The organism is Brevibacterium sp. HMSC24B04 (genome assembly GCF_001806835.1).
Lineage (GTDB): Bacteria > Actinomycetota > Actinomycetes > Actinomycetales > Brevibacteriaceae > Brevibacterium > Brevibacterium ravenspurgense.
Genome location: NZ_KV786110.1, coordinates 1 through 21,781 on the forward strand (window position 1 = coordinate 1; position 21,781 = coordinate 21,781).

Annotated in this window: 16 protein-coding genes; 4 read left to right on the forward strand and 12 right to left on the reverse strand. The window is 58.1% G+C overall.

Annotation, left to right across the window (positions count from 1 at the left end):
* Positions 1-153: 153 nt before the first annotated feature.
* Positions 154-276 (forward strand): hypothetical protein, encoded by a 123-nt coding sequence (locus HMPREF3092_RS11535; protein ID WP_256174420.1) that lies wholly within the window; start codon positions 154-156, stop codon positions 274-276.
* Positions 277-528: 252 nt separating this feature from the next.
* On the opposite strand, the gene HMPREF3092_RS09510 is transcribed toward HMPREF3092_RS11535, so the two are convergent.
* The 4 genes from HMPREF3092_RS09510 to lanKC form a co-directional block, all read right to left on the reverse strand.
* The gene (locus HMPREF3092_RS09510) at positions 529-2,469 is read right to left on the reverse strand and encodes a prolyl oligopeptidase family serine peptidase (protein WP_070424720.1); all 1,941 of its coding nucleotides are present in this window, start codon (positions 2,467-2,469) and stop codon (positions 529-531) included.
* Between the two features lie 23 nt (positions 2,470-2,492).
* Positions 2,493-4,352 (reverse strand): ABC transporter ATP-binding protein, encoded by a 1,860-nt coding sequence (locus HMPREF3092_RS09515; protein WP_141738013.1) that lies wholly within the window; start codon positions 4,350-4,352, stop codon positions 2,493-2,495.
* A 560-nt stretch (positions 4,353-4,912) separates the two neighbouring features.
* Positions 4,913-5,044: a SapB/AmfS family lanthipeptide gene (locus HMPREF3092_RS11235; RefSeq protein WP_141738014.1), complete on the reverse strand. Its 132-nt coding sequence runs from the start codon at positions 5,042-5,044 to the stop codon at positions 4,913-4,915.
* A gap of 52 nt (positions 5,045-5,096) precedes the next feature.
* Positions 5,097-7,748: a class III lanthionine synthetase LanKC gene (gene lanKC, locus HMPREF3092_RS09520; RefSeq protein WP_070424722.1), complete on the reverse strand. Its 2,652-nt coding sequence runs from the start codon at positions 7,746-7,748 to the stop codon at positions 5,097-5,099.
* 411 nt (positions 7,749-8,159) lie between these two features.
* Here lanKC and HMPREF3092_RS11410 point away from each other — a divergent pair, with 411 nt between their 5' ends.
* Positions 8,160-8,450 carry a helix-turn-helix domain-containing protein gene (locus HMPREF3092_RS11410; RefSeq protein ID WP_218079029.1) on the forward strand — a complete coding sequence of 97 codons (291 nt, stop codon included), beginning with the start codon at positions 8,160-8,162 and terminating at the stop codon, positions 8,448-8,450.
* A gap of 16 nt (positions 8,451-8,466) precedes the next feature.
* Positions 8,467-9,816, forward strand: a complete 1,350-nt coding sequence (locus tag HMPREF3092_RS09530; protein ID WP_070424724.1) for an IS256 family transposase — start codon at positions 8,467-8,469, stop codon at positions 9,814-9,816.
* A gap of 1,211 nt (positions 9,817-11,027) precedes the next feature.
* Here HMPREF3092_RS09530 and HMPREF3092_RS11540 read toward each other — a convergent pair.
* From HMPREF3092_RS11540 to HMPREF3092_RS09560, 7 genes are all read right to left on the reverse strand, one after another.
* On the reverse strand, positions 11,028-11,891 hold the full coding sequence (locus tag HMPREF3092_RS11540; protein ID WP_226829409.1) for a roadblock/LC7 domain-containing protein: 864 nt from the start codon (positions 11,889-11,891) through the stop codon (positions 11,028-11,030).
* A gap of 29 nt (positions 11,892-11,920) precedes the next feature.
* Positions 11,921-13,294: an ATP-binding cassette domain-containing protein gene (locus HMPREF3092_RS09540; RefSeq protein WP_083274357.1), complete on the reverse strand. Its 1,374-nt coding sequence runs from the start codon at positions 13,292-13,294 to the stop codon at positions 11,921-11,923.
* Positions 13,291-13,398 (reverse strand): ATP-binding cassette domain-containing protein, encoded by a 108-nt coding sequence (locus HMPREF3092_RS11575; RefSeq protein ID WP_176745717.1) that lies wholly within the window; start codon positions 13,396-13,398, stop codon positions 13,291-13,293. Before HMPREF3092_RS11575 ends, HMPREF3092_RS09540 begins: the two co-directional genes overlap by 4 nt.
* A gap of 885 nt (positions 13,399-14,283) precedes the next feature.
* Positions 14,284-15,645 carry an FtsX-like permease family protein gene (locus HMPREF3092_RS09545; RefSeq protein ID WP_070424726.1) on the reverse strand — a complete coding sequence of 454 codons (1,362 nt, stop codon included), beginning with the start codon at positions 15,643-15,645 and terminating at the stop codon, positions 14,284-14,286.
* 57 nt (positions 15,646-15,702) lie between these two features.
* Entirely contained in the window at positions 15,703-16,485 is a 783-nt protein-coding gene (locus HMPREF3092_RS09550) for an ABC transporter ATP-binding protein (RefSeq protein WP_070424727.1), read from the reverse strand.
* Positions 16,486-16,749: 264 nt separating this feature from the next.
* On the reverse strand, positions 16,750-18,744 hold the full coding sequence (locus tag HMPREF3092_RS09555; protein WP_070424728.1) for a sensor histidine kinase: 1,995 nt from the start codon (positions 18,742-18,744) through the stop codon (positions 16,750-16,752).
* A gap of 139 nt (positions 18,745-18,883) precedes the next feature.
* Entirely contained in the window at positions 18,884-19,390 is a 507-nt protein-coding gene (locus HMPREF3092_RS09560; RefSeq protein WP_070424729.1) for a hypothetical protein, read from the reverse strand.
* A 538-nt stretch (positions 19,391-19,928) separates the two neighbouring features.
* Between HMPREF3092_RS09560 and HMPREF3092_RS09565 the strand changes: the two genes are divergently transcribed.
* The gene (locus HMPREF3092_RS09565) at positions 19,929-20,609 is read left to right on the forward strand and encodes a response regulator (RefSeq protein WP_083274360.1); all 681 of its coding nucleotides are present in this window, start codon (positions 19,929-19,931) and stop codon (positions 20,607-20,609) included.
* Between the two features lie 131 nt (positions 20,610-20,740).
* Here HMPREF3092_RS09565 and HMPREF3092_RS09570 read toward each other — a convergent pair whose 3' ends face one another.
* Positions 20,741-21,643, reverse strand: coding sequence for a hypothetical protein (locus HMPREF3092_RS09570; protein ID WP_141738015.1), 903 nt, complete (start codon positions 21,641-21,643; stop codon positions 20,741-20,743).
* Positions 21,644-21,781: the final 138 nt, after the last annotated feature.

Below are 21,781 nucleotides of genomic sequence, written 5' to 3' on the forward strand. Positions count from 1 at the left end.
ACGATTAACTAACCTCCCCGATCAGTACAGCTAGTTCTATTTGACACGGGTCTGCGCTAAATAGGCAGGACAGAGACTAACATAGTCGCGTACTCTCCTCCACGCTTGAGGCAGGTCGAAGTGCCGTGATTCCTGAGCAAGATTGAGCAGAAGATGGCAAGCAAGCTCCGCCCGCGAACCGTCACCGAGCGGATTCAGGCTCTTCGCGTTGAACCGATCGGGGGCGATGGAGTCGAACGCTCGTCCACGCGATCAGCCGAGACCTACGTCAACTAAGTGAGACAGGAACAACGGTCGGAAACATTTCAGAGGAAAGGCGACCGCTGATATGACCTGGAGGAGCCCTACCCATGTGCCGAAAATGGGTGGACGGAATAGGACGCGAGACTACTTGATGCGCCGCGGTCAAACGTTGTACTTGCGGACATACCGCTGGACAGGCCGCCAGAAACAACTACGAGGTCACCGAGGGGTGCCCGTTAGCTTCCTGGCAGGACCTGTCCTCTCCAGGGAACGGCGCCCGTCAGATCACTGCTGATCGAGCGCATGATCGACCCAGTCAATAAGGATATTGGGGTTGAGTTCGGTTCCCCACCGGTCGTGTGTGCCGTCTGGGTCGAACCACAAAGTTGCATCGCTGCCCATTTCACGCACACGCATCAACCAGGCCAGCCCGAGGCGAGGATCGACTCGCACGTCCCGACCCGCGACGATGACCAGAGTTGGTGGGGTTGAGGATCTGAGTTTGCGCAAGGGAGAGAGCCGATGCAAAACAGCGAAGTCGCGGGAATCATTGACCGGGTCACCCCATTCGTCGAGATCGGCCTGCCCGGTCAGAGATGAGAGGCGAAGTAACGCATGGAGCGGGTCAACGTAACCATTGACGATGACTCCAGCATCGATCAGACCGGGGGCTTCTGTGAGCAGCGATGCGACCAAGAACCCGCCAGCCGATGCACCGATGACGCAGAGGTGAGTAGCTGTGACTGATCCGTTTCCTGAGCGCAACCATTGTGCTGCCGTGACGGTGTCGATCAGTGAGTTTTCGCGCATATGACGGGCTCCAGCTTGGTGGCGTTCAGGATCACCGCCTCCTCGTACATTGGCAGTGGCGACTGCATAACCACGGTCGAGCCAATATCGAAGTTCTGGATCAGTGTCGAGTTCAAGGTCGAGCCCGTAGGCACCGTAGACCATAAAGACAACGGGCCCCTGGAACTGGGGACCACCTCGCCAGCGCATGTCAATTGTGCATTCGTATCCGTCAGGAGAAGTGAAACGGTCACGGGCAGCTCGTGTCCCAGCGCGGAGTTCAGCCAGGGGGTTGAGGACGTGACCGGTCGAGTCGAGGTACCAACTCATCGGTGGTGTCCCAGTTGACATTTCGACCGCCGCGAATCCGACGGCTGTGGCACAGGTGTTGAGGCTCAGATCGAACCGCCCCTCCGTCTTCAATAAGGGGCCCGTCGGCAATGCAGAGAACCCGGCCAGGGTGATGAGGTGCAGGTGCTCAGCTTCGCTCTTGGGGGAGCTGAGACTGACGCGCACAAGGACCCGATCCGAGCCAGCTGCGAGTTGGCGAACTTCTCCTTGGCCGTTGGCTACCCTCCACCCGTGATGGATGCGGTTGTGTCCGATTTCGTAGGCATCAATGTGCCAATGATGGCGGTTGTTCGTGGCATGGATGAGCACGGGTTCGTCGTTGAGATACCCCACGTCGAAGAGATCGGGGTCGTGGACGAACCCCGGGATAGACAGGAGGTGGGGATCCGGGCGGTCAGTATCGGCAATCTTCCATTGGCGAGTGCTCCGAACACCGTGTCCGACTTTCACGAATCGGCGGACGGAGCAAGGTAGCACTTTTACTCCTCCTGCGGGGCCCTCGACAAGTGTGATCGCCTGCCAGTCGTTCGAGGCTGCGTTGATCGGCATTACGCGGGCTCGGGCTTTGTCGGCTGTTTCGGGATGAGGTTCGACGTAGACAACTTTGGGTACTGTACCTTCGCACAGGTGGGCGTCTGGGTAGGTTCCAATCAGCACCAGCGTTGGCTCAGGTTCATCCCCGGTATAGACCGTGACTGCGAATCGCTCGCTATGGGGCTGTCTGTATACGCGAAGCCAGTGGCCAATTGAGGCATCAACGTCGAGGTTATGCGCAGACCAACCGGCCAATTCTGCGATCGTCGAGTCCGGGAAGGCCAATGGTTTGCTCTCGCCGGTGAGGGTGACAGGATCGTCAACCCATTTCCCAATGAGCTGACCGCTGTCATCAACGTTGATCCACAACCATCCCTTTCTCAAGGGAACGACTTCGGTTTCGTCGATGTCCAGGTTGGCGAGCTCGTGGCAGCTAGGTTCGAGTGTGTCGATTCTTTGACCGTGTACCTGCAGCAGTGACATGAGTTCGCCGTCCTCGACGGCGAGGTAGTCCTCGACGGTTAGAGCGGGGTGTCCGGTAATTGTTTGCATTCGCTGTCTGTCCTTTCCCTGTATCAATGCGCAGTGAGAGATCGGAACAGAGAAGAACGTTCGCTGACTTCAGTTGGCGGTCCACACTCGACCAGTCGACCTTGGTCAAGGACGAGGACAAGGTCAGCGATGTCCATCCCAAAGTGGCCATGCCCGGCCGCGAAGGTGGTGATGCCTCCCATGGTGGTGCGAATGAGGTCCATGACCTGTTCTCGGTTGAGCACATCGAGTCCGGAAGTGATTTCATCCAATAGCAGCATTCGGGGCCGTCCGATGAGTGTGCGTGCAATGGCTAGGCGTTGACGTTCGCCGCCAGAAAACGCGTACGCGGACTCTCCAACTGTGGCGTCCAGACCCCCATCGCGAGCGTAAATCGTGTCGGCGAGTCCGACCTGACGAATGATGTCCCAGCATTCGTCGTCATCGATGTCTCGCCCGAGAAGGAGGTTGTCTCGGACGGTGCCGCTGAAGAGCGGGCATGACTGTTCGATATACCCGACCTGACGCCGATACACGTCATCATCGTGAGCTGCGAGGGGGACTCTGTCGACAAGGATTGTCCCTTCGGTGGGGACGACAAATTTCTCCAACAGGGACAGCGTCGTTGATTTTCCGGAGCCAGAGGATCCAGTCACGGCGACCCACGATCCAGAGGGAACTGTGAAACTGACATCCGTCAATGCGTTCTCGCGTCCGCCTTGTCCGCGAGGGTAGGAGACTGACACGTTGCGGAACTCCACATCGCCGGCAAGGTGGGGTTCGACGGGCATGTCATTGCCGGAGTCGGTGCGCGGGACGGTGAAGCCAGGTGTCGCTGGATGATTGATGACTGATCTGAGGTTGATGATTCTTTGCAATGCTCCGAGAGACTCTGCCATTTCCATGACCGTGTCTGTGCTGCCGAGAATCGGGCTGATGATCAGCATCGTGTACATGAAGAAGGCAACGAGTTCTTCGGTGGAAATTTGTCCGGTCTGGATTCGCACGACAGCGAATCCGACGATGAGTGCCAGTGTTGCTTGGATGCAGATTGTGATCAGGGGGCCCATGAGGGCTTGAGCCTTGTCTGACTTGTTTGCTGCGTTGAGGAGTCGTAGGCTGCAGCGCTTCAGCCGGCGTGCTGCGAATGCGTCGGCGACGAAAGCTCGGAGAGTCAGCACGGAGTCGAGAGCTCTCGTCGCCTCTGCCACGTATTCGCCTTGGGCTTCTTGCCGGTCGAAAGAGATTGTGGTGAGTCGACTGGAGATGGTGATGATGACTGCCAAGCATGCGACCGTGAGGACAAGAGCCGCCACGGTGAGGATCGGGTCCAGGATCGTCATCTGGACCAGTGCCCCGACGATTAGCACAATGCCACCTAGTGCCTGTACTGGTCCCCGGCTGAATACCTCATTGAGATGTTCAGCGTCGATGCTGCACCGTGCCACAAGGTCAGCTGTCGGATGTTCGACGAGTTTGTCAGCGGGCACGCGCATGGCAATCGTCGCTGATTCGTCGCGAAAGGCTCTGACCGCACGATTGCCTGCCTTAGCGCTGAGTAAATTGACAGCGGCCGTGATGCCGGAAGCGAGAACGGCCAGACCGGCAAGGCCCGCTCCGAAAGGAACGGCTGCCATGAGGTCCTCGGTACGGAGAACTCCGACGATTTTCCCTGCCAGCAGAGGTTGTCCAAGAGACACGAGAGATGCGACCACGGTGCCGATAAAGATGATGACGAGAGTTCTCGGTTCTAGTCTGAGGACACCCAGAAGTCGGATCAGTGGATGTTTGGGCGGACTCGCGAGGAACTCGGCGACAAGCGTGTGGGCACGTTGATCCCTCACTGAAGGCACGTTGAGTGCTTCTTGTTCGTGGACGTCAGAGTGCGAGTTGATCGACGACATGGTCGCTCCCTGCTTTTCGGTGCGGCTGGCCAATGCTGGGCCGGGGCATATAATGGTTGAACGGGTCCTGGCGGGTATGCGTCGGCAGGAACATCCGTGTTATTCATTGATTGACGAACTCGCGACCGGCGGCAAAATGGGATTGCAACCGGTCGCGAGTTCAATGTCGGTTCTTTGACGTGTCGAGGTCGGATAGGCGCTGACCTCAACTGCGACGTCACTTCACGAAGCACGCGAAGTAGCTCTTCTTGCTCTTGTGGCACACTGCGATGCTCACTTTGGATTTCTTCGTGTCGGCTGGGGCTTCTGCCGCCGCTCCCTGGAGTTTCAGCACGTTGGACAATTTGTTCACCTACTTTCAGAAAGTCGGTGGCTCGATCGGTGATGTCAGCAGAAGACGCGGCTCTTCTTGCTCGGCTTGCCGGCGCAGAATACCCAGCTCTTCTTCGAGACCTTGGTTTCGCCGGGAACCTCTGTGGTGCCCTGCAGCTTCAGTACGTTTGCCATCGTTGTCACCTCCTTGGTGATAAGTTGCTGTTTGTATGAGTCGATTGCAAGGGTCATTTGACCCAGCAGATAGCCACGGAGACCTTCGAGGTTCCGCACCACCTGACGCTGATCTGAGACCGCTTCTTCGCTGCCTCGGGAGTCTCGACGGAATCGAGTCCCTGCAGGTTGAGGATGTTCGACATTTTTGTCACCTCCTTTCTGACTTTGAGAATTGATTGCTGAGGGCTCGTGCCGTTAGGCGACGAGCGTGCGACTCGCTTCGGCCGTGGGGTCGAATGGATCCGAGTCGGGTTCTGGGGGCTGCGGAATGGGTTGCAGCGCAAAGTAATCGCATGTACGTCGGCTGATGGGAAGCGTTAGGAACGGTTGGGCGGACCGGTATGCGTGGAGTGCCAGGGCAATACCTGCCGCACCGGTTCCGAGGTCGGCGCTGAGGCGGATTAGTCCGTCCCCAATGGTGACGACGTGTTCCTGATGCACGAGAAGACTGTTGAGTAAGAGGTCGACTTGTCGACTGGTGGCTGTGGCCTGGTCGCCGATTGATGCCGCCAAGGCTGTGACGAGGCCGGCACGGCCATGGTCATATCCGGGGTAGATGTAGAAGTCGCCGGAGCAGGCTGCGATCATGCCGCCACGTTCGTCTGGCGTGAGTATCGTGTTACCGGAAACCCGTTCTAGGGCGGAGGCGACGAGCAATAGGCCGGCTGTGCCCCATTCGACGTAGGGCAGGGTTCGTTTGTTTGCTTCGTCGAGGACAGTCGTTTCGCCTGACTCGGCTGTCACGCAGGCTTCAACATCGGCGCGCAAATGTTCGTGAGCTCGACGTAACGGTTCGGGGTTTGCCGTGATGGAATGGACGACGAGGTCTGTCAGAGCAAGTCCCGTCAAACCCCAGTAGAGTCCACGGCGACGGCATAGTGATGTCCATGCGGAGCTGTTCGGTGTGACCGTGTGGTGCAGGCGTTCATATGCTTGCAGGGCAGCGTCGGTCAGTTGTCTATCCTCGGCCGCATGTGCGACTTCAAGTGCCACGAGAATGGTGCCTGCTTGCCCTCCGGCCAAATCGAGTCGCCGTCGTGCGAGCGACCAATTGAGTGCTTTGCGTGCGGCAACGACGCTCTGGTCCGTTTCGCCGAGCTCGCTGAGTGCCAACGCAATGCCAGCCAAACCGGTGAGGAGTCCGGGATTGTCGTGTGCTGGCCACTGGCGTGCGACGGTAGTTAGGGCGGTGATGTCACTGTTGACTGGAGATCTGCCGATCCGGTGTTGAGCAAGCATGACGCCAGCTCGTCCGGTGGTCAATGTTTCGTGGGAGTGGGGGCTTGTTTCGATGATGTCGCCGGGGAACGCACCGTGATGAGCGTATTGCCTGGACCAGTCAATGCCTGACAGCAACCCGGCGATTGCTGTGTCGACGTTGAGCCCTGGGGGTGGTATGTCGACGGTGAAGTCGCTGGCCAAGACGGGGCGTGCCGTTTTCGGGTACTGGTTTTCAACCCATGTTAATTGGTTTGCTGCACTGTCCCCATAGGTGTTCTGTATTTCCTGGTGGCATCGATCCCAGAACGACGGGGATACGGCTTCAATCTCGAAATCTGCGCAGTAGAGGAGCATGATGATCCGGGCGACTGCGAACCAGTCGGCTTGTTCCGCGTTGAGAGTCTCGTCGGCACAGTATTCGAATACTCGAAAACCGATTTCTCGTTCAGCGTCGAGTCTGGTGGCGTCTTCCAAGTCGAGGACAGTGACTGTGCCGTCTTCAGCGACGAGTACATTGCCAGGGTGGAGATCCCCGAGTGCCCAACCTTTTTGGTGGATGGCCGAAACGGACCTGATGAGCTGATCGACGATGGCGACGGTTTCGAGCGCGTACTGTTCAGGATCGGATTCCTGGAGGTCAGTTCGGCTGACCATCCAGGAGGTAAGTGTGGTGCCTTCGGCGTAGTCGAGTTCGAGGAATCGGTGTTCCCACGCAGTGAACGAACTGCGGATCTGTTGGACTCCGGGGAGGCCGGTCAGGTCTTTGAGGACTTCTTCCTCGCGCAGTTGGCGTTGCAATGCGCATCTGTTGCGGCCGTCGAGGCCGGCATGGGGGCGTGCTTCACGCAGGACCCGGACTTCTCCGTTGGGAAGTTCGGCGCGGTAGACGCCTCCAGCGTTGCTGAAGTGCAACGGTTCGATAGTTGAGAAGTCGTCCAGTCGAGACTGACACGATTCTTGTGACGCTGCGTATGCTGCCTGAAGTGTTGCGGGGAGCTCGATACCGTTGGGGATGGTGAAGCTGGGGGTACGCAGGTCTGGGATGAGACCCATCGTGTGGGGGTCGATGATGGAGTCGATCGGCTGATCATCAACACCAGGTGTTTCCAGGCCGAGGATTGCTCCGTAGCGGACGAACACTGGAGCGTTGTCGGTGTAACGAAGGTCCGAGAGAATGTATGGACCGTCCTGACCGGCTAGTTCCGTGGACAGCGAGTCGAGCAGCTGTGCCAACTGGTCGTCGTTGTCGGGGTAGACGGTGATGAACTTGCCTGCCGAACCTCGGTCACTTTGTTTGGATGACGATTCGGTGAGTTCAGCGATCGTGGGGAGGAACTTAAACGCGGCTCCTGCATGCAGGCAGATCTCAGTGGTACGAGCCAGGGTCTGTTCTGCACATTCGGGAGTGGCTGATACGTGGATTTTCCATCCCTGCACTCGCGGCTGCCAGTCTCGGGGAGTCCAACCTTCCCAACCGGCCCAGGACTGCACGAGCCACCCTGCGGGGAGTTCGTGTGTCTGTACGCGCTGAGCAGGTTCGTTGCCCATGGTGGCGGGGTTCTGCGGTTCACCATAGAAAGGTGAAGCTTTCGTCGCCCCCATGTAGTACTCGGCGCGTACTGGCATCGCTTCCTCCTGGGCAGTTCACCGAATTGTTCTATCCTGCGAGAAATCTGCAACTGCAACTAAAGTTGTTGTTGCTTGGTATGTATTCATTTCAATCGACGGGAACTACATTCACAAGGGATTTCAGATGGAGTTGGCGGAACGTTTGGAAGGTACGGCTAATAGTTAGTAAAGGGGCCCGGCACAGTGAACTGCTCCCCATTAGTTGGACTGAGAAATCAGTTACCGACTAGTGGGGAGTAGTTTTCGTTGAGAGCACGAAGTTCGCTGAGTGAGCATCAGCGCGAGCAGTTGGTTGGACTGTTTGAGCAAGGCATGGGCTATCACGCCGCTGCGAATGCTCTTGGTGTCTCCAAGTGCGCCGTCCGTAAGTTCTGTCGTCGGTTTAAGCTGCATGGCAGGCTATGTCTTGTGGAGAAACCGACTAAGCAGCAGTATTCGTTCGAAATCAAGAAGGAAGTTGCCGAGCGCCACCGTGCTGGTGAGACAGCGATGGATCTTGCGCGCGAATTTGGCCTGTCATCAGAGCAGCTAGTCAGAGGGTGGTCGTGGAAATGGCGTCAAGGTGGCGATGAGGCACTAAAACCGAAGCCGAAGGGCAGACTCAAAGGCTCGGTCGCGCCGAAGCCGCTCTCGGAGGAAGAGAAGCTGCGACGCAGATCGGAGGGTGTCAGGAAGTTTGTGTGTGAGGCTTTGATCTGAAGGAGTTTCACCGATAATGACTACGGTGTCACCGAAGAAAGGCCATGACCCGGCGAGGGTCAACGAGATCAGCGAGAAGCTGATGGAGAATCCTGAGCTGGCCAGCCTGATAAGCGAGCTGTCGACCTCTACTGATGATGCAAGTGACCTGGTCAAAGGCCTGTTGCAGGCCTCGATCAATGCTGGTCTGCAGGCGGAAATGGATGCGCATTTGGGCTACGGACATTCCGACCGTAAAACCAAAGCCCAGGTTGAACCCGCGCACGGCGGCAATCACCGCAACGGGTCGTACACCAAGACCGTCAATTCTGGCTATGGCGCAGTGGAAGTGACCGTGCCCAGGGATCGTGCTGGCACGTTTACCCCGAAGATGGTGCCCAAGGGAGCACGCCGGCTGACAGAGCTCGACGACATGATCGTCTCGCTGTATGCCGGTGGGATGACGGTGCGCGATATTCAGCACCACCTTGCGACCACGCTTGGGGTGGATGTGAGCCCGGATACGATCAGCACGATTACCGATGCGGTGTTAGACGAGGTCATGATCTGGCAGAACCGCCAGCTCGACGAGTTTTACCCGGTGATCTTCCTCGACGCGCTCCGCGTCAAAATCCGTGACGGTCACCGCGTGGTCAACAAAGCCTGCTACATGGCTGTTGGCATCGACATCGACGGCATCAAGCACATCTTGGGATTGTGGATCGCTGAAAATGAAGGCGCCGCATTCTGGGCATCGGTGTGCGCGGATCTGGCCAACCGCGGTGTCCAAGACGTGTTCATCGTCTGTTGCGACGGGCTGAAAGGCCTGCCGGAAGCCGTGGAGGCAACCTGGCCGAATTCTATGGTGCAGACCTGCATCGTGCACCTGATTCGAGCTGCGAACCGGTGGGTGTCGTATCAGGATCGCAAAGGTGTCTCCCGTGTGCTACGTGAGGTCTACACCGCACCGAATGAGGACACCGCCCGTGCCAGCCTTGATGCTTTCGAGGCCAGTGAACTGGGCCGTAAATACCCGCAATCGGTCAAAGTCTGGCGCGACGCCTGGGACCGGTTCGTGCCGTTTTTACAGTTCCCGCCTGCGGCACGGCGAGTGCTCTACACCACGAATTCGATCGAATCGCTCAATGCTGAGCTGCGGAAAGCTACCCGTAACCGGGGGCAATTCCCGAACGATACTGCGGCGTTGAAAACGTTGTGGCTGATGATCTGCAACATCGAGGACAAGCGCGCTGCCCAGCGAGCGAGGAAAGCGAAGCGCGACATCGAATGCAACGGCTATATTGAAGGAGCGAAAGCCACCGGGTGGAAACAAGCCATCAACCAACTAGCCGTGGCTTACCCCGACCGATTCGCGGACTACTTGTAAACCAAGCCGCGCACACAAAGAATCGGACACCCTCAAAGTTAAACCAGTCCAACTTTCGGGGGCCAGTTCACATTCGATGTGGGGCTCAAGTGGTGATGAGGCTGGAATCCAGTGGGCATGGCAGTTCGGTTACCACTGCGATGCTTTGTCGGCTCGCGCGGGTTAGAGCCGGGACTGATCCGGCAAGCCAAGACGTGATTTCGGAGGGTGTCCGATGAGCCCACGGACAACATAGTGTTGTAGTGCGGAAGTTGCTCTCGAACCGAGTACCTACACGCATCTCCTTGTCCGTGCTAGATGTTCCGGACCACGAGAGCGTTGACGACTATTGGCAGTACCTTCAAAGGCGCAGTGCTGTCCAGGAGCATCGTGTTAGCTCCACTGAATCGGTACCGGAGTCCAGTTGGTCTGTGTGCGGCGGGAAAGTCGGGAGTGAAGCGGTGGTTGGACCAGGCCCGCGACGACCCCTCGATTCTGATTGATGCGCTCTTCGACGCTCCGGCCGAAAAGGCCATGAACGTGGACGTGACGGGTAGGTAGGTGTCGCAGTCAGTGGTGTCGCGTCTTGAGCCGAGATGAGAGCCTTGAAGGCTGAACGCAACGAGATTGAGGCTGAAACTGTGGGTTTGGCTGATTCGTTCCATCTTCGTCAGGAGTGAACGTCCGGGCTGGTAGTCGGCGTTACGACCCCGTCGCAGTTGCTCCTGGCGGTCGGTGCGTTCAGCGTGTTCCAGTTTGCAGGTCATTTGTCCGCGTTTGCCGAGTTTGCCCCTGTGGCGCGGTGGTCAGGGACATTGAGGCGAAAGCGTTCCCTTCGCGAGCAGGCAACAATCGGTTGAAGAACGCGTTGTTCCCCTCGGCCTGCGTGGCCTCAAATCGCAACGCTTTCCAAAAGGCCTATTGAGACAGAGAACGATATGAGGGCAAACTCCACATTGCTGCAGTGATGTGTCCGGCTCGTCGCCGGCACAACGTGCTGTTGGCGATGGTCCAAGCTGGGGCCCGCTACGAGGCGAAGACCCCAGCTGCTCCTTCACGACGAATGTAACGAGACGTCTGCAGCGTCTCGGCGTATCCCGGCGCCACCCGCCTCAGTCTTCGGGCTCGCTCACGTGGGCGCGCAAGACCACTTGAACGGCGGAGATGCCGAGCACATCGGCTGCCGTCATACTCAGGAGGGGGGCGCTTCAGATAAGAGCGAAGTCGTCGGGTCAGACTGAGACGGCGGAAGAGATCCGGTTGAGTTTGTGGCGGGCGAGGGCCAGGTTGGCCTTTTTCCTATCGAGCACGAGGTAGATGAAGAGCCCGTCGGTGTCGGTGGTGTTGAGCACGTTGATGAGGTGGTATTGGTTCTCGAGCGTGATCATAATGTCCTCGATGCGCTCGTTGATGCCAATATCGGTCATCGTGGCGAGCTTCGCGCGGATGACGTTCGAGTTGCCGGCGGCGGCGACGGTGAGGTCGAATCCGGGACTGCCGCCCGTTCCGAGCGCCATTCCGGAGGAGATGTCGACAATCGCGGCACCGCTGGCGCCGTCGATGGCGAGGAGATCGTTGATGGCTGATTCAATCTTCGACATGTGTGTTGTCTCTTCTTTCTTCTCTTCTGATTCTGCGGCCTGGGTGGCCTGCGTGATGAGGTGCGGCCCGGTGGGAGCCGGGCCGGCCTCGGTGTGCGGGAGGTTTCCGGGGAGGGAATCCGACGTTTCGCGGCGCGGGGGTGGAGCGAGGTCGGGATCGCTGCGCTTTTCGCCCATTGGAATGGCGATGTTCGCCTTCCTCCTGTGGGATGGGGTGCTGCGTGGCGGTGCGTTGGCGCGGATCCGGAGAGCCTCTGCCTCGGGGGCGACCGCCGAGGAGAGGGCGACTTCAGCTGGGTCGGGCTCGGTCATTGCGAAGGCGGGGCTGGCCTCGGCGAATTCGGGTGTGGTGAACGGTGCGTCAGGGATGATTGGCAACCGTGCGGTGTCGGCATCGTGTCCGGATGGGCGGTCCTGACCGTGGTCGAGAGCCTCGTCGGTCGGAACCGATGCGACGTCGTCGCCCCGTGCGGATCGCCAGAATCTTAAGTGCAAGCGGGTCCTTTCCGACACTTGTGGTGGTCTTAGTGATTGCCTTTGCCGACCAGTTCGCTGTCTCCGGCATCCGACCAGTCGTATCCGAGGGCGAGGACCATGATGCTGTCCTCGTTCAGGGACTCATTCGGATAGACATCGACAAGTGAACCTTCGCGCATGATCGCGATTCGGTGGCAGCGGCTTGTCAACTCGGTCATATCGGATGAGATGAGGACGACTCCGCTGCCCGCCTCGGTGAGCTGATCGATGAGTTCGTAGATTTGCTGTCGGGATCGCTCGTCCACGCCCTTGGTTGGCTGGTTGAGTACGAAGAGAACGCCCGGCTTTCGAAGCGCGCTCGCGAGCTTGATCTTCTGCTGGTCGCCCCCGGAGAGTTCTCCGATCCTGTCGTGTATGCTTGACGTCTTTACGCCCAAGGTCTTGACCAGTCGGATAACCTCGCCGAGGCGGCGCGCCTCGGACGCGAAGGACTGTTCCGGCGAGGCCTCATCCCCGATCACCGAGCTCGTCAGTGTGGCCTGTTCAGGGAGCGCGTCTTCGTCGTCTTCAGCAATGTTGACGATGCCGGCGCCGAGGGCTTCGTCAACGTCGGCGAACTCATGTTGGATTCCATTGAAGGTCAGCGTGCCCGAGTCGGGGCGGGCAGCGCCGCCGATGATCGTCGCGAGCTCGGTGACGCCTGAGCAGCGCAGTCCGGTGATCCCGACGACCTCACCGGTATAGATCGACAGCGAGGTTGGGGCGAGCGAGCCCGCACGGGTGACTCCGTCGAGGCGCATCAGCTCGGCACCGGTCTTGGGTTCTTTCGGACGGTGCTGTCGAGCGACCGGCTCTCCGAAGATTTCTTCAATCAGCGCCGCTCGTTTGGTCTCTCGGGGCACGAGCATGCGGTGCATTGCCCCGTCGCGGATGACAGCGATGCGGTCAGACAGGGACTGAAGCTCGTCGATCCGGTGAGAGATGTGAATGACCGACCGTCCCTGCCTCGCGAGCCGGGAAGCCAGTGCGTGGAACAGGGAAATCTCATGATCGTTGAAGCTTGCAGAGACCTCGTCGAGGAGGATGACCATCGTCTCTTCGCAGGCCAGACGCAGGATCTCCACGGTGGCCAGCTCAGCCGGAACCAGATCGTTAAGCCGATCGGTGGGGTTGATGTCCACCCCGTAGTCGGTGAGCAGATGGTCGGCTTCGGATTCCTTCGCCTTCAGATCAAGGGTGGACCGGAACGAGGTGCGGAAGATCGCTTCGGCCACAGACATGTCCTCGTCAATGCGGATGCGCTGCGGAACATAGCCGACGCCGATGGCTCGTGCCTCATCGATGCTGTCGGGAGCGTAGATCTCTCCGGCCAATGTGATCGAACCAGAGTCGGGTTTGATCACACCTGAGAGTACCTTCATCGGGTCGACTTGCCGGCGCCGTTGGTTCCGACTACGCCCAGAATCTCCCCGCGGTAGAGGGTGAAGGTGAAGGAGTCCAGCGCTGTGCGGGAGCCGTAACTCACGCTCAGATTGCGGGCAGAAAGCATCGCTTCTGCGGGCAGCGCACCTGCATGACGGTCTCGGGTTTCGGTCGGTTGATCCGACGAGTCAATCTACCAGTTATGTTACCAGAACGTCAATGGGAGTCTTGGCGGTGAATTCCGGGCTCCCAGGCCCCTCTGTTGGCAGCTTGCGGACTTCTTTGTCGCCTCTCATAGCGGTCATTCGCCTCTGTCTCAACGATGCCGAACGATCGCGCTCATACCTGTTTTCGGAAAGGGAGTCGTGTGTCAATCGGTTTCGAATGCGGAAATGCAGGTGATCATTTTGGCATTCATGCGCAATTATTTCGGGTATTGCGGAGAGCCGCTCGCGTCTTGCGGGTCAAATGTACGGCAGGATCGAGGCGCTCGTTCCGACTCGAGGTGGTGGTGAACTCATCGCCTTCGTGAAAGGACACGACCGTGTTGCTGTCGCCCTCGCCTGATTCTCGACGCTGGCAAGCTAGCACGATTCTTCGTTCATCTGCAGTCGCATCGCGTGCGACACCGCATTGCATGTGCGAACTAGCCGCAGCCGGGTATCTTGAGGTGTGTGTCGGGACTTGATTCGGAAATTCAGTGGCCTCCGGTCACGCGGTCAGCCCCTCACCTCCACTGGGCTTCTAGGTCTTTGTCGCCTAGTGCCGAGGGCCGTATAACTTTGAGGTTTCCTTCGGGCTCAGACCCTAGTGACGATACGTTTCCTAGTTCGTACTTTCGGTTCGGAGCTAACTCAATGCCGAAGCAGCAGTTCGGCATGAATATTTATGGCATCGCTGAATACGAATAGAGTCGCCCCCTCCAGCAAAGGGTGGGGGCGACTTTGCTCTGTTCGGATAGTGATGCCAGGCCTTATGCGGCGTCAAGTCAATCTGCAACGAGTCGAGCAATCACCAGCGGTTCCACTTTGCGCAGGGCTTGAAGCGTTGGCAGCACTGTTGCGCTGATGGTGATGACGAGAACGGCGAGGATTGTCGCGGTGAGGGTTGCCATCGGTGGAACGAATGCGTAAGTCATACCGGCTGATGGGAGTCCAACTGCCACGACGGCGAGGGCGCCTGCAGCCATCACCATGCCCAGCAGAGTGGCAGTAACCGTAATGATGACGGCTTCGAGAAGCGGGACGAAGATGCGTTGCCGGGGTGTCGCGCCCACGATTCCGATGAGAGCCAATTCCGCGTCACGTTGCCGGGACATCATGATCAGCGAACCCACTCCGCCGGCCAGAGAGATCATCAGCGGAAGGCCGAGGAATACCAGCAGAGATGCTGGCCCGCTGGCGGTGATTTCAATGTCGTACCCATTGGCGATGAGCGTGGCCTCTAGTGACCCCCAGATTGCGAGCATTCCCAGGAGGAGGCCGATCGTCATCATCACCGGGACCACTGACCGTGTTAACCGGCGGGCACGCGCGCTGACGGTGCGTCGGGCCAATTGCCAACTCGCGAAGGGCAACGGCAGCAGGCGCACCCAGGCTTTAGTCAGAGGTCCAATGAGAATTGGTGCGAGTAGTGCCAGCAACACGGCGAAGATGACGAGCACAGTCATGCTCAGCAGAATCAAGTTACTGACGGTCTCAGAGTTGGGTTCGGACGTGAACGCGGCGATCGAAGAATATGCAGCGATGAGGACAAGGGCGACGAGACCAGTGGTAATGCTGCGTCCGACCGTCATACGAATTGTGAGCCCGTCAGCCGTGTGTTCTCGAACGGCTTCCACCGGAGCGATCTTGCTGCTGCGGATGGCGTGTCGAATCCCGCCGAGAACTGCTACTGCGATAGCGCCGAGTGTTGTGGCAAGGATCGGCCACAGCGAGTACACCGGATCAGGTACCGGCATAGATGTTCCGGCCTGGGTACGTTCGAAAGCGAGGAAATTCAGAGCTGGCCGCAGGGCCGCCACGGCAAGAAGTGAACCGATTAGGGAGCTGACGAGACTGACAACGACGAGCTGAACGACGACGGTTCCTACGATCTGCGGGGGAGTCGCACCGTTGAGGGAGAGCCTCGCCAAGGCACCCCTGCGTGCATTGAGTGCCATATTGGTGGCGGTACCGATGACAACGATGCCCACGGCAATGCAGAACAGTAGATTCTGTGCAGGGGTGATGACGAAAGCTGCGGAGTCCAGTGGGTCAAGGTCTTGGACTTGCATGAACCGGATTCCCGCCACCATTGTCAGCACCGAGAGAACGAGTGCGAAATTGGTTGCAACGAACGCCAGGCTCACACCTATCCAGGTCGACCAGGAGCCCCGGAGCTCGGCGAGCTGGAGATGCCACATGAGTCATCCCTCCCGACGTTTGCTGGTCAGCTGGGCAAGAGTGTCGGCGACCTGGGCGGCTGTGTTGGGGCGAATCTCGTCGACGAGGTGCCCGTCCCCGAGGAACATTACCCGGTCACAGCGTGCAGCCACAGCCGGGTCGTGAGTGACGATGAGGACGGTACGCCCCGGTTTGCGAGCAACTTCGTTGAGTTTCGTCAGTACCAGTTCTCCCGACCTGCTGTCGAGCGCACCGGTTGGCTCATCGGCGAAGACAATCTCCGGAGCTAGCGCCAGGACACGGGCCAAAGCTGTGCGTTGCTGTTCACCACCAGACATCGAGGGAGGCTGAGCATCCACTCGGTGTCCGAGTCCAACCTCGTCCATCACCGTCAGGAGCTGTTCGCGAGGTGGTTTGCGGCCTTCCAGCAGGTAGGGCAATGCCACGTTCTCGTAGGCAGTCAACGTAGGTATGAGGTTGTAGGACTGGAAGACGAATCCAACGTTGCCGCGGCGCATTTTCGCCAGAGCTGTTCTGGACTGGGTTCCGAGATCCATGCCGTTGAGCCGAACCTGACCACTGCTGGGGTGGTCTAGTCCAGCTAGGCAGTACATGAGGGTTGATTTCCCTGAACCTGAAGGGCCCATGATCGCGACGAGTTCGTTGGAGTCGATCTGTAATGATATTTCGTGCAATATGGGCAGATCGCGGCCGTCGACTGTGAACGATTTGGACAGGCTTTGGGCTTCAATAGCAGGCCCAGTGGCGGTTCTGGGAGTGCTATTGAGTTGCGGGGCGTGTGTCATGGTATTCGTCTCTTGCTTCTTCCATAGTTGACGACGTTCGCCTAGTTAGAGGCTTCGACATCGGGTGATTTAAGAGTTATCAGCGGTCACCGGTGGCGACAATGGATCTTGAGGAAGAGTGGGCGAAAGTTAGGTCGGCATCGACGACCTGCCAAACATCGCGAAAGCGTTGAAACCTCGATCATGTCGAGACGGAGCAGTAGCACCGTGAACTCCATGCCGCGTGTGGGCCGTGATCAGTTGTAATTATTCGGTAAGAGTCAGCTACTCGTGCGGCGACGAATCCTGTGTAAGCACGGCTTGCTGAGCAACGGCCAACGCGGGGCCGTGCGCGGAGGGCACAGGTTTGCTGTGGGGGAGTTGAACTGACAACAGCCACTGTTCGTGGTGGGGGCCAGCGTGAAAGGTGCCACTGAGTAAGTCGACGCGTTCACGGATGCCACGCAAACCCATTCCATTGGACAGCTCACTTCGTCGAGGCCGTCGTGATAGTGCACTCGTTATTTTTAGGGATGCTTGAACTTCATCGACGTGGAGGCGGAAGTCGCAAGACGTTGCGATTGGGGCGTACCGGAGGATGTTGCTGGTAGCTTCTTGCATGGTTCTCACCGCGGTCTTGATCTGTGCCTGATTCAGATCATCCGCAGCCGGATCGAGGTCCAAATGCACGTCAAATCCAGCGTCGACAAGTTCTACACGCAGCTGCTGTGCCATCCGCGAAGGCGTCACCAGCGGACCGGTTGCCTGCGCTGACCGGAGCCCGTGGAGGAGAGCATCAAGTTCGAGGCGCGCTGAGTCGATATTGCGGCGCAGCTTTTCGATCACACCAATGAGTACTGTGCATTCGTCTGAGGCAGAACTGGCCATGATCATCATCGTGGTGATCGATAACTGGTGGGCAACAACGTCGTGGAGTTCCCGGGCCAAGGTCTGGCGTTCCTGAGTAATTGCACTGTCGCGTGATTTCGATGCCAACTCTACGGACGATTCTGCATTCGCTTCTTCTTCGGTGAGGGCGCGCCAACTGATTCCGATGAGGACACCGGCAATAGCGGCATACCCGTGGAACCATCCATGGCCGTCACCGTTGGTTGCTGAATCCTGGCCGCCAAGAGCATAAGAGACGAAGAAAGTGACCAGCCCCGCGACCGCCATCATTGTCGGAATGAGCAGTTTGGGGTGCTGCCGCGCCACGATGAGGCAGATGACTGCGGTCGGTAGTGCGCTCCAGAAGCCAACAGGTTGATCTATCGTGACTATAAAGACTGCTGTTGCGAGACAGACGAGGCAGAGAGTAATACCCAGAGGCTTTCGCCAAAGAGTCACCGCGACTGCGGTGCAGGCAGTGACTTGGACCAACGACGCCGAAGTGAACCCGCCGATGACGGGACCAAGTAGCCCCATCGCGATGGCGAGAACCTCCAAGCCAATACGCATTGCCGGTGCTAGTCGTTTAAGCGTCTCTTCGGAGAGACTGGTGGCTCGGGACTCAACGCTCGTAGTGTCGCGTAATGCGTGGAGGAGATGTCGTGTCTGTCCGAGTAGGTCACGACTCGTTTGGTCAAGGCTCGTGAGCATGGCGCGAAGCTCTACGAGTGGGCGGTCGGTGGGCTGAGCTGACAGCTTCTGGAGTTTCCTAAGCCCGAGCTCTAAGAGGGGTTGCAGGTCATCAGCGAGCCGCAGCCGTTCGGTCCGGCGAATGTGTTCCGCCTCTTGCTCGAGAGCCCGAGCATGGTGTCGCGACCGCTCGATCACACGGAAGGAGACTTCAGCAACGGAACCCATGAGGAGCCCCAATGCCACAAGAACAATGAGGAAGACTCCGACTTCGAAACCCCATCCGGGATGAGCAGTTGATGTCTCCCACGCGGCGAGGAACCCTACTAAGGCACCGCAGACGAAGCAGCCGATGCGCATCATCCAACCCCCGCGCAACCCGGCGATGACACCGACAAGTAGCCACAACAGGTGGTCACTACCGATGGATTGAACGGTCAGGGCTAACACGGTTGATAGAGCAACAAGTCCTCCGCCAAGCCAATGTTTGCGCCACAGGAGCGCGGCAGCCGCAGACACTACGAGAATGCACTGAAAGAATGTCAACGGGACCAGTCTGACGCCGGTGGAGTCTGGACCGAGTCCGCTGCCGACGAGGGTACCGGCGACTTCAAGTACACAGACGCCGAGGGCCGCGATGCGTACTCCGTTGCCGACGCCGGAGAGCACGCTACCTGTCTTGCCGTTGAGTTGGTCGCGCAATGCCCCATCACCGTCTTGCGTTGGTCGAGGGCTTCCTCGACTAACTACTCTTGTGGATCAAGTTTAGCCGACCCATTTCGACCGTAACGGGATCACGGACGTAGACCAAAAGTCGTGGTCAGAAAGATACGTTGCTTGATCACTCGTTGCGAGGCAGAGTCAAGATTAATCTCCAATGCTGCCCGTCCGGGTCCAATTCGACATGTAGCCTGCCCCCTACGAGATCCGCGCGGGCCTTCAGCTGGGAGATGAACGCATGCGGTGGTGGCGGGAGCTGAGCCAGGGTAGACGCCGAACCGTTCTGGAATGAAAACCGGATCATGGACGAAGAAATGTCGGTAACCACTTGAGGCGGATCATCAATCGGCAGATGACGCTCGACGTGGTCCAAGGCCAGATTGATAGTAAGCACGAGGACGTAGCGAGAAATGATGTCGAGTCGGTCAGCCTCACGAGGCACCGCCACATGCACCTTGGTACGATGACGGTCTAATGTCACCTTCTTCTCACTCGCAGCGACGGTCAGCAGCCACAGGGCCGAGGTATTCAAATGTGGGGCTGGAGCGTCAACTGACCGTAACAACTTTTCGACGAGTCCCAATGCAGTCAACGCCTCTTGGGTGAGGCGCCGAATTTCTATGAGCACCCGAGGGCTGAGTCTCAGCGACCATCACCTGAAGGGCCACTGTCGACAAGCAATGTGTCACCGTGTCGTGGAGTTCTCTCATGATTGCGAGACGACCATCGCTACCCATCATGTGTCGGCCTCCTGGCCTATTTTCTGACGTTGATGATGAGGGGATGTGTTTGGTGCAGGGAAGGCCACGTGTGGCAGTGTCGCGAGTTGAGGCCGCGGCTGATGAGGGGGAAGTCACCTGCAGAGCGGAAGAATTTTGCAGAACAAACTCTGAGGTTCCAGCGAAGTGACTTCCGATGCATGCGCCTCGGTTGCTACGGGGCCGAGAATGCTTCCCAATGCCAGCACTATTCCAACAGTAGTCACCGCGCAGTGCTTCATGATCTTCACTTTCTGAGGTTTCGGTTGTGTAGTAGTCAGCTTGGTCGACAGAGTGCTGTCTGCACCATTGACAACCGGCCAGGGGCGTATGGCTATTCGGCCATTCCTGAACCAAAAAAATTCCAATCTGAAATTCGGTTCACTACATCGGCTAGAATCTATTCATGTGTCGCAATCAATTGAGATACTGGTAGTCGACGACGACCCGCTTGTCCGTGCCTCCTACAGAGCCTTCTTCGACAACCAAGACGGCTTCGACATCGTTGGCGAAGCTCGCGAAGGTGCTGAAGGAATCGAGGCATACGGTCGTCTGTCTCCTGACCTGGCCCTCATGGATCTTCAGATGCCGGGAATCGCCGGCATCGAAGCGACCGCGGAGATTTGCCGGAAATGGCCGGACGCCTGCGTTCTGGCGATGACAACTTTCGGAACCAGCGATTACATCGTTCGTGCACTGCAAGCTGGAGCGGCCGGATATTTACTTAAAGATGTTGGTGGGCCGGGTCTGCTGGCTGGAATTCGACAGGCAATGAACGGAGACATGCCGCTCTCGGGGAGGGTCCGGCGCGAACTGGTAGAAGTAGTGGCCGAGGAACGTACTGGCCTATCTGCGAAGCCAGCTGACGTTGGATTGACAGAGCGTGAGGAAGAGTTGCTGGTGTGGGTGGCGCAAGGACTGACGAATCAGCAGATTGGGGCGAGAATGTTCGTCTCTGAAGGGTCAGTCAAGCAGTACTTGCTCAATGTTGGACGTAAGCTTCAAACGCGTTCCCGGACGAGCATTGTCGTTCGTTCCATCCAGTTGGGCCTCATTGACCCGTTTGAACTACCTTCGAGCGACGACTAGGTTCCATACGCCCAAGGGCCTAGGCAGCGGCAGGTGAGCTCACCGCAGGTCTGATGCAGTGAAGTTCATGAGTGGCGACGGTGATGCTGACTCGCATGGCCGCGTAGCCCTGACACGAACGGGTGAGGACTTCAACGGCGTTTGAAGAAGCGGCCAATGAACCCGGAATCGTTGGTTGATCGTTGCATGAGTGTCGTCGAGTCGAAGTCTGACTCCACTCCGGAGAGCGTTTGAACGAGGTGATTGCCAGCTGCGATGAGATTGTCAGGGTCATTGAACAGGTGACGCGGTAGTCGGCCAATTGATGATGTGTAGGTCTCCCCGGAGAGCGCTTCCAACGCTGACAGGGATTCCACCGCAGAGTCAGGGTCATCGATGAGGTATGGCCAGTCTTTGGTGACTATTCCGGAGTAGTTTTCGGTGAAGTTGGTGGGGTCGATGTAAGAGGCGACTCCAAAAGCGTGGAGAAGTGTCCGGTAGGCGATTCGTTCGTCGCAGTCTTCATCAATTCGGCACGGGGTTGTGCTGAATGGTCCACGACGCCACTCAACTTCCGCCGGGACGCACGGGACCTCTAGCGCGGCGAGTGCGGCAAGGCGGTGGTTGCCGTTGCCGTTGATGCGGAATATGTCGCCGAGTGGCGATTCGTAGCCGTCAACATTGATTCGTAAGAATCTATCGTTAATGATCGAACCGTCCGAACCGATTCCGAGCAATTCTTGAAGACCACGTTCTTCGCCACGCTCATTGGCGATACGTTGAGCAAATTCTGCGATACCGGTGATGCGGTCAGGGGAGCGGCCACGTTCGGATTGATGATCGTAGTACGCGCGGTCGCTTGCGTCATGAATGAACGACTGTGTCCCAGGTTCCTTGAGGAGCGCTCTGTTTGGGTTGATCCAGCTCCATTCGACGTCCTGTTCAGGCAGTCCCGCATATAGTTGTCCGAATGATTCATCAGGCAGATACGGTCGCGGGCGGGAAGCGAAAAGAGTGATTCTCTTCGTGAGCTCGTCGACGTCGGGAACTTTCATGCTCTGGAGATGCTTGATGAGCAAGGTATGAGCGGTTCGTGCAGGGGGGGGTGCCCCTATATTTTTTGTAGGTCCTGAAAGGGATCTGGTCGCTGGTCCTGGTATGGCTTTCTTTCCCTGTCATTGATGATCCGGGGG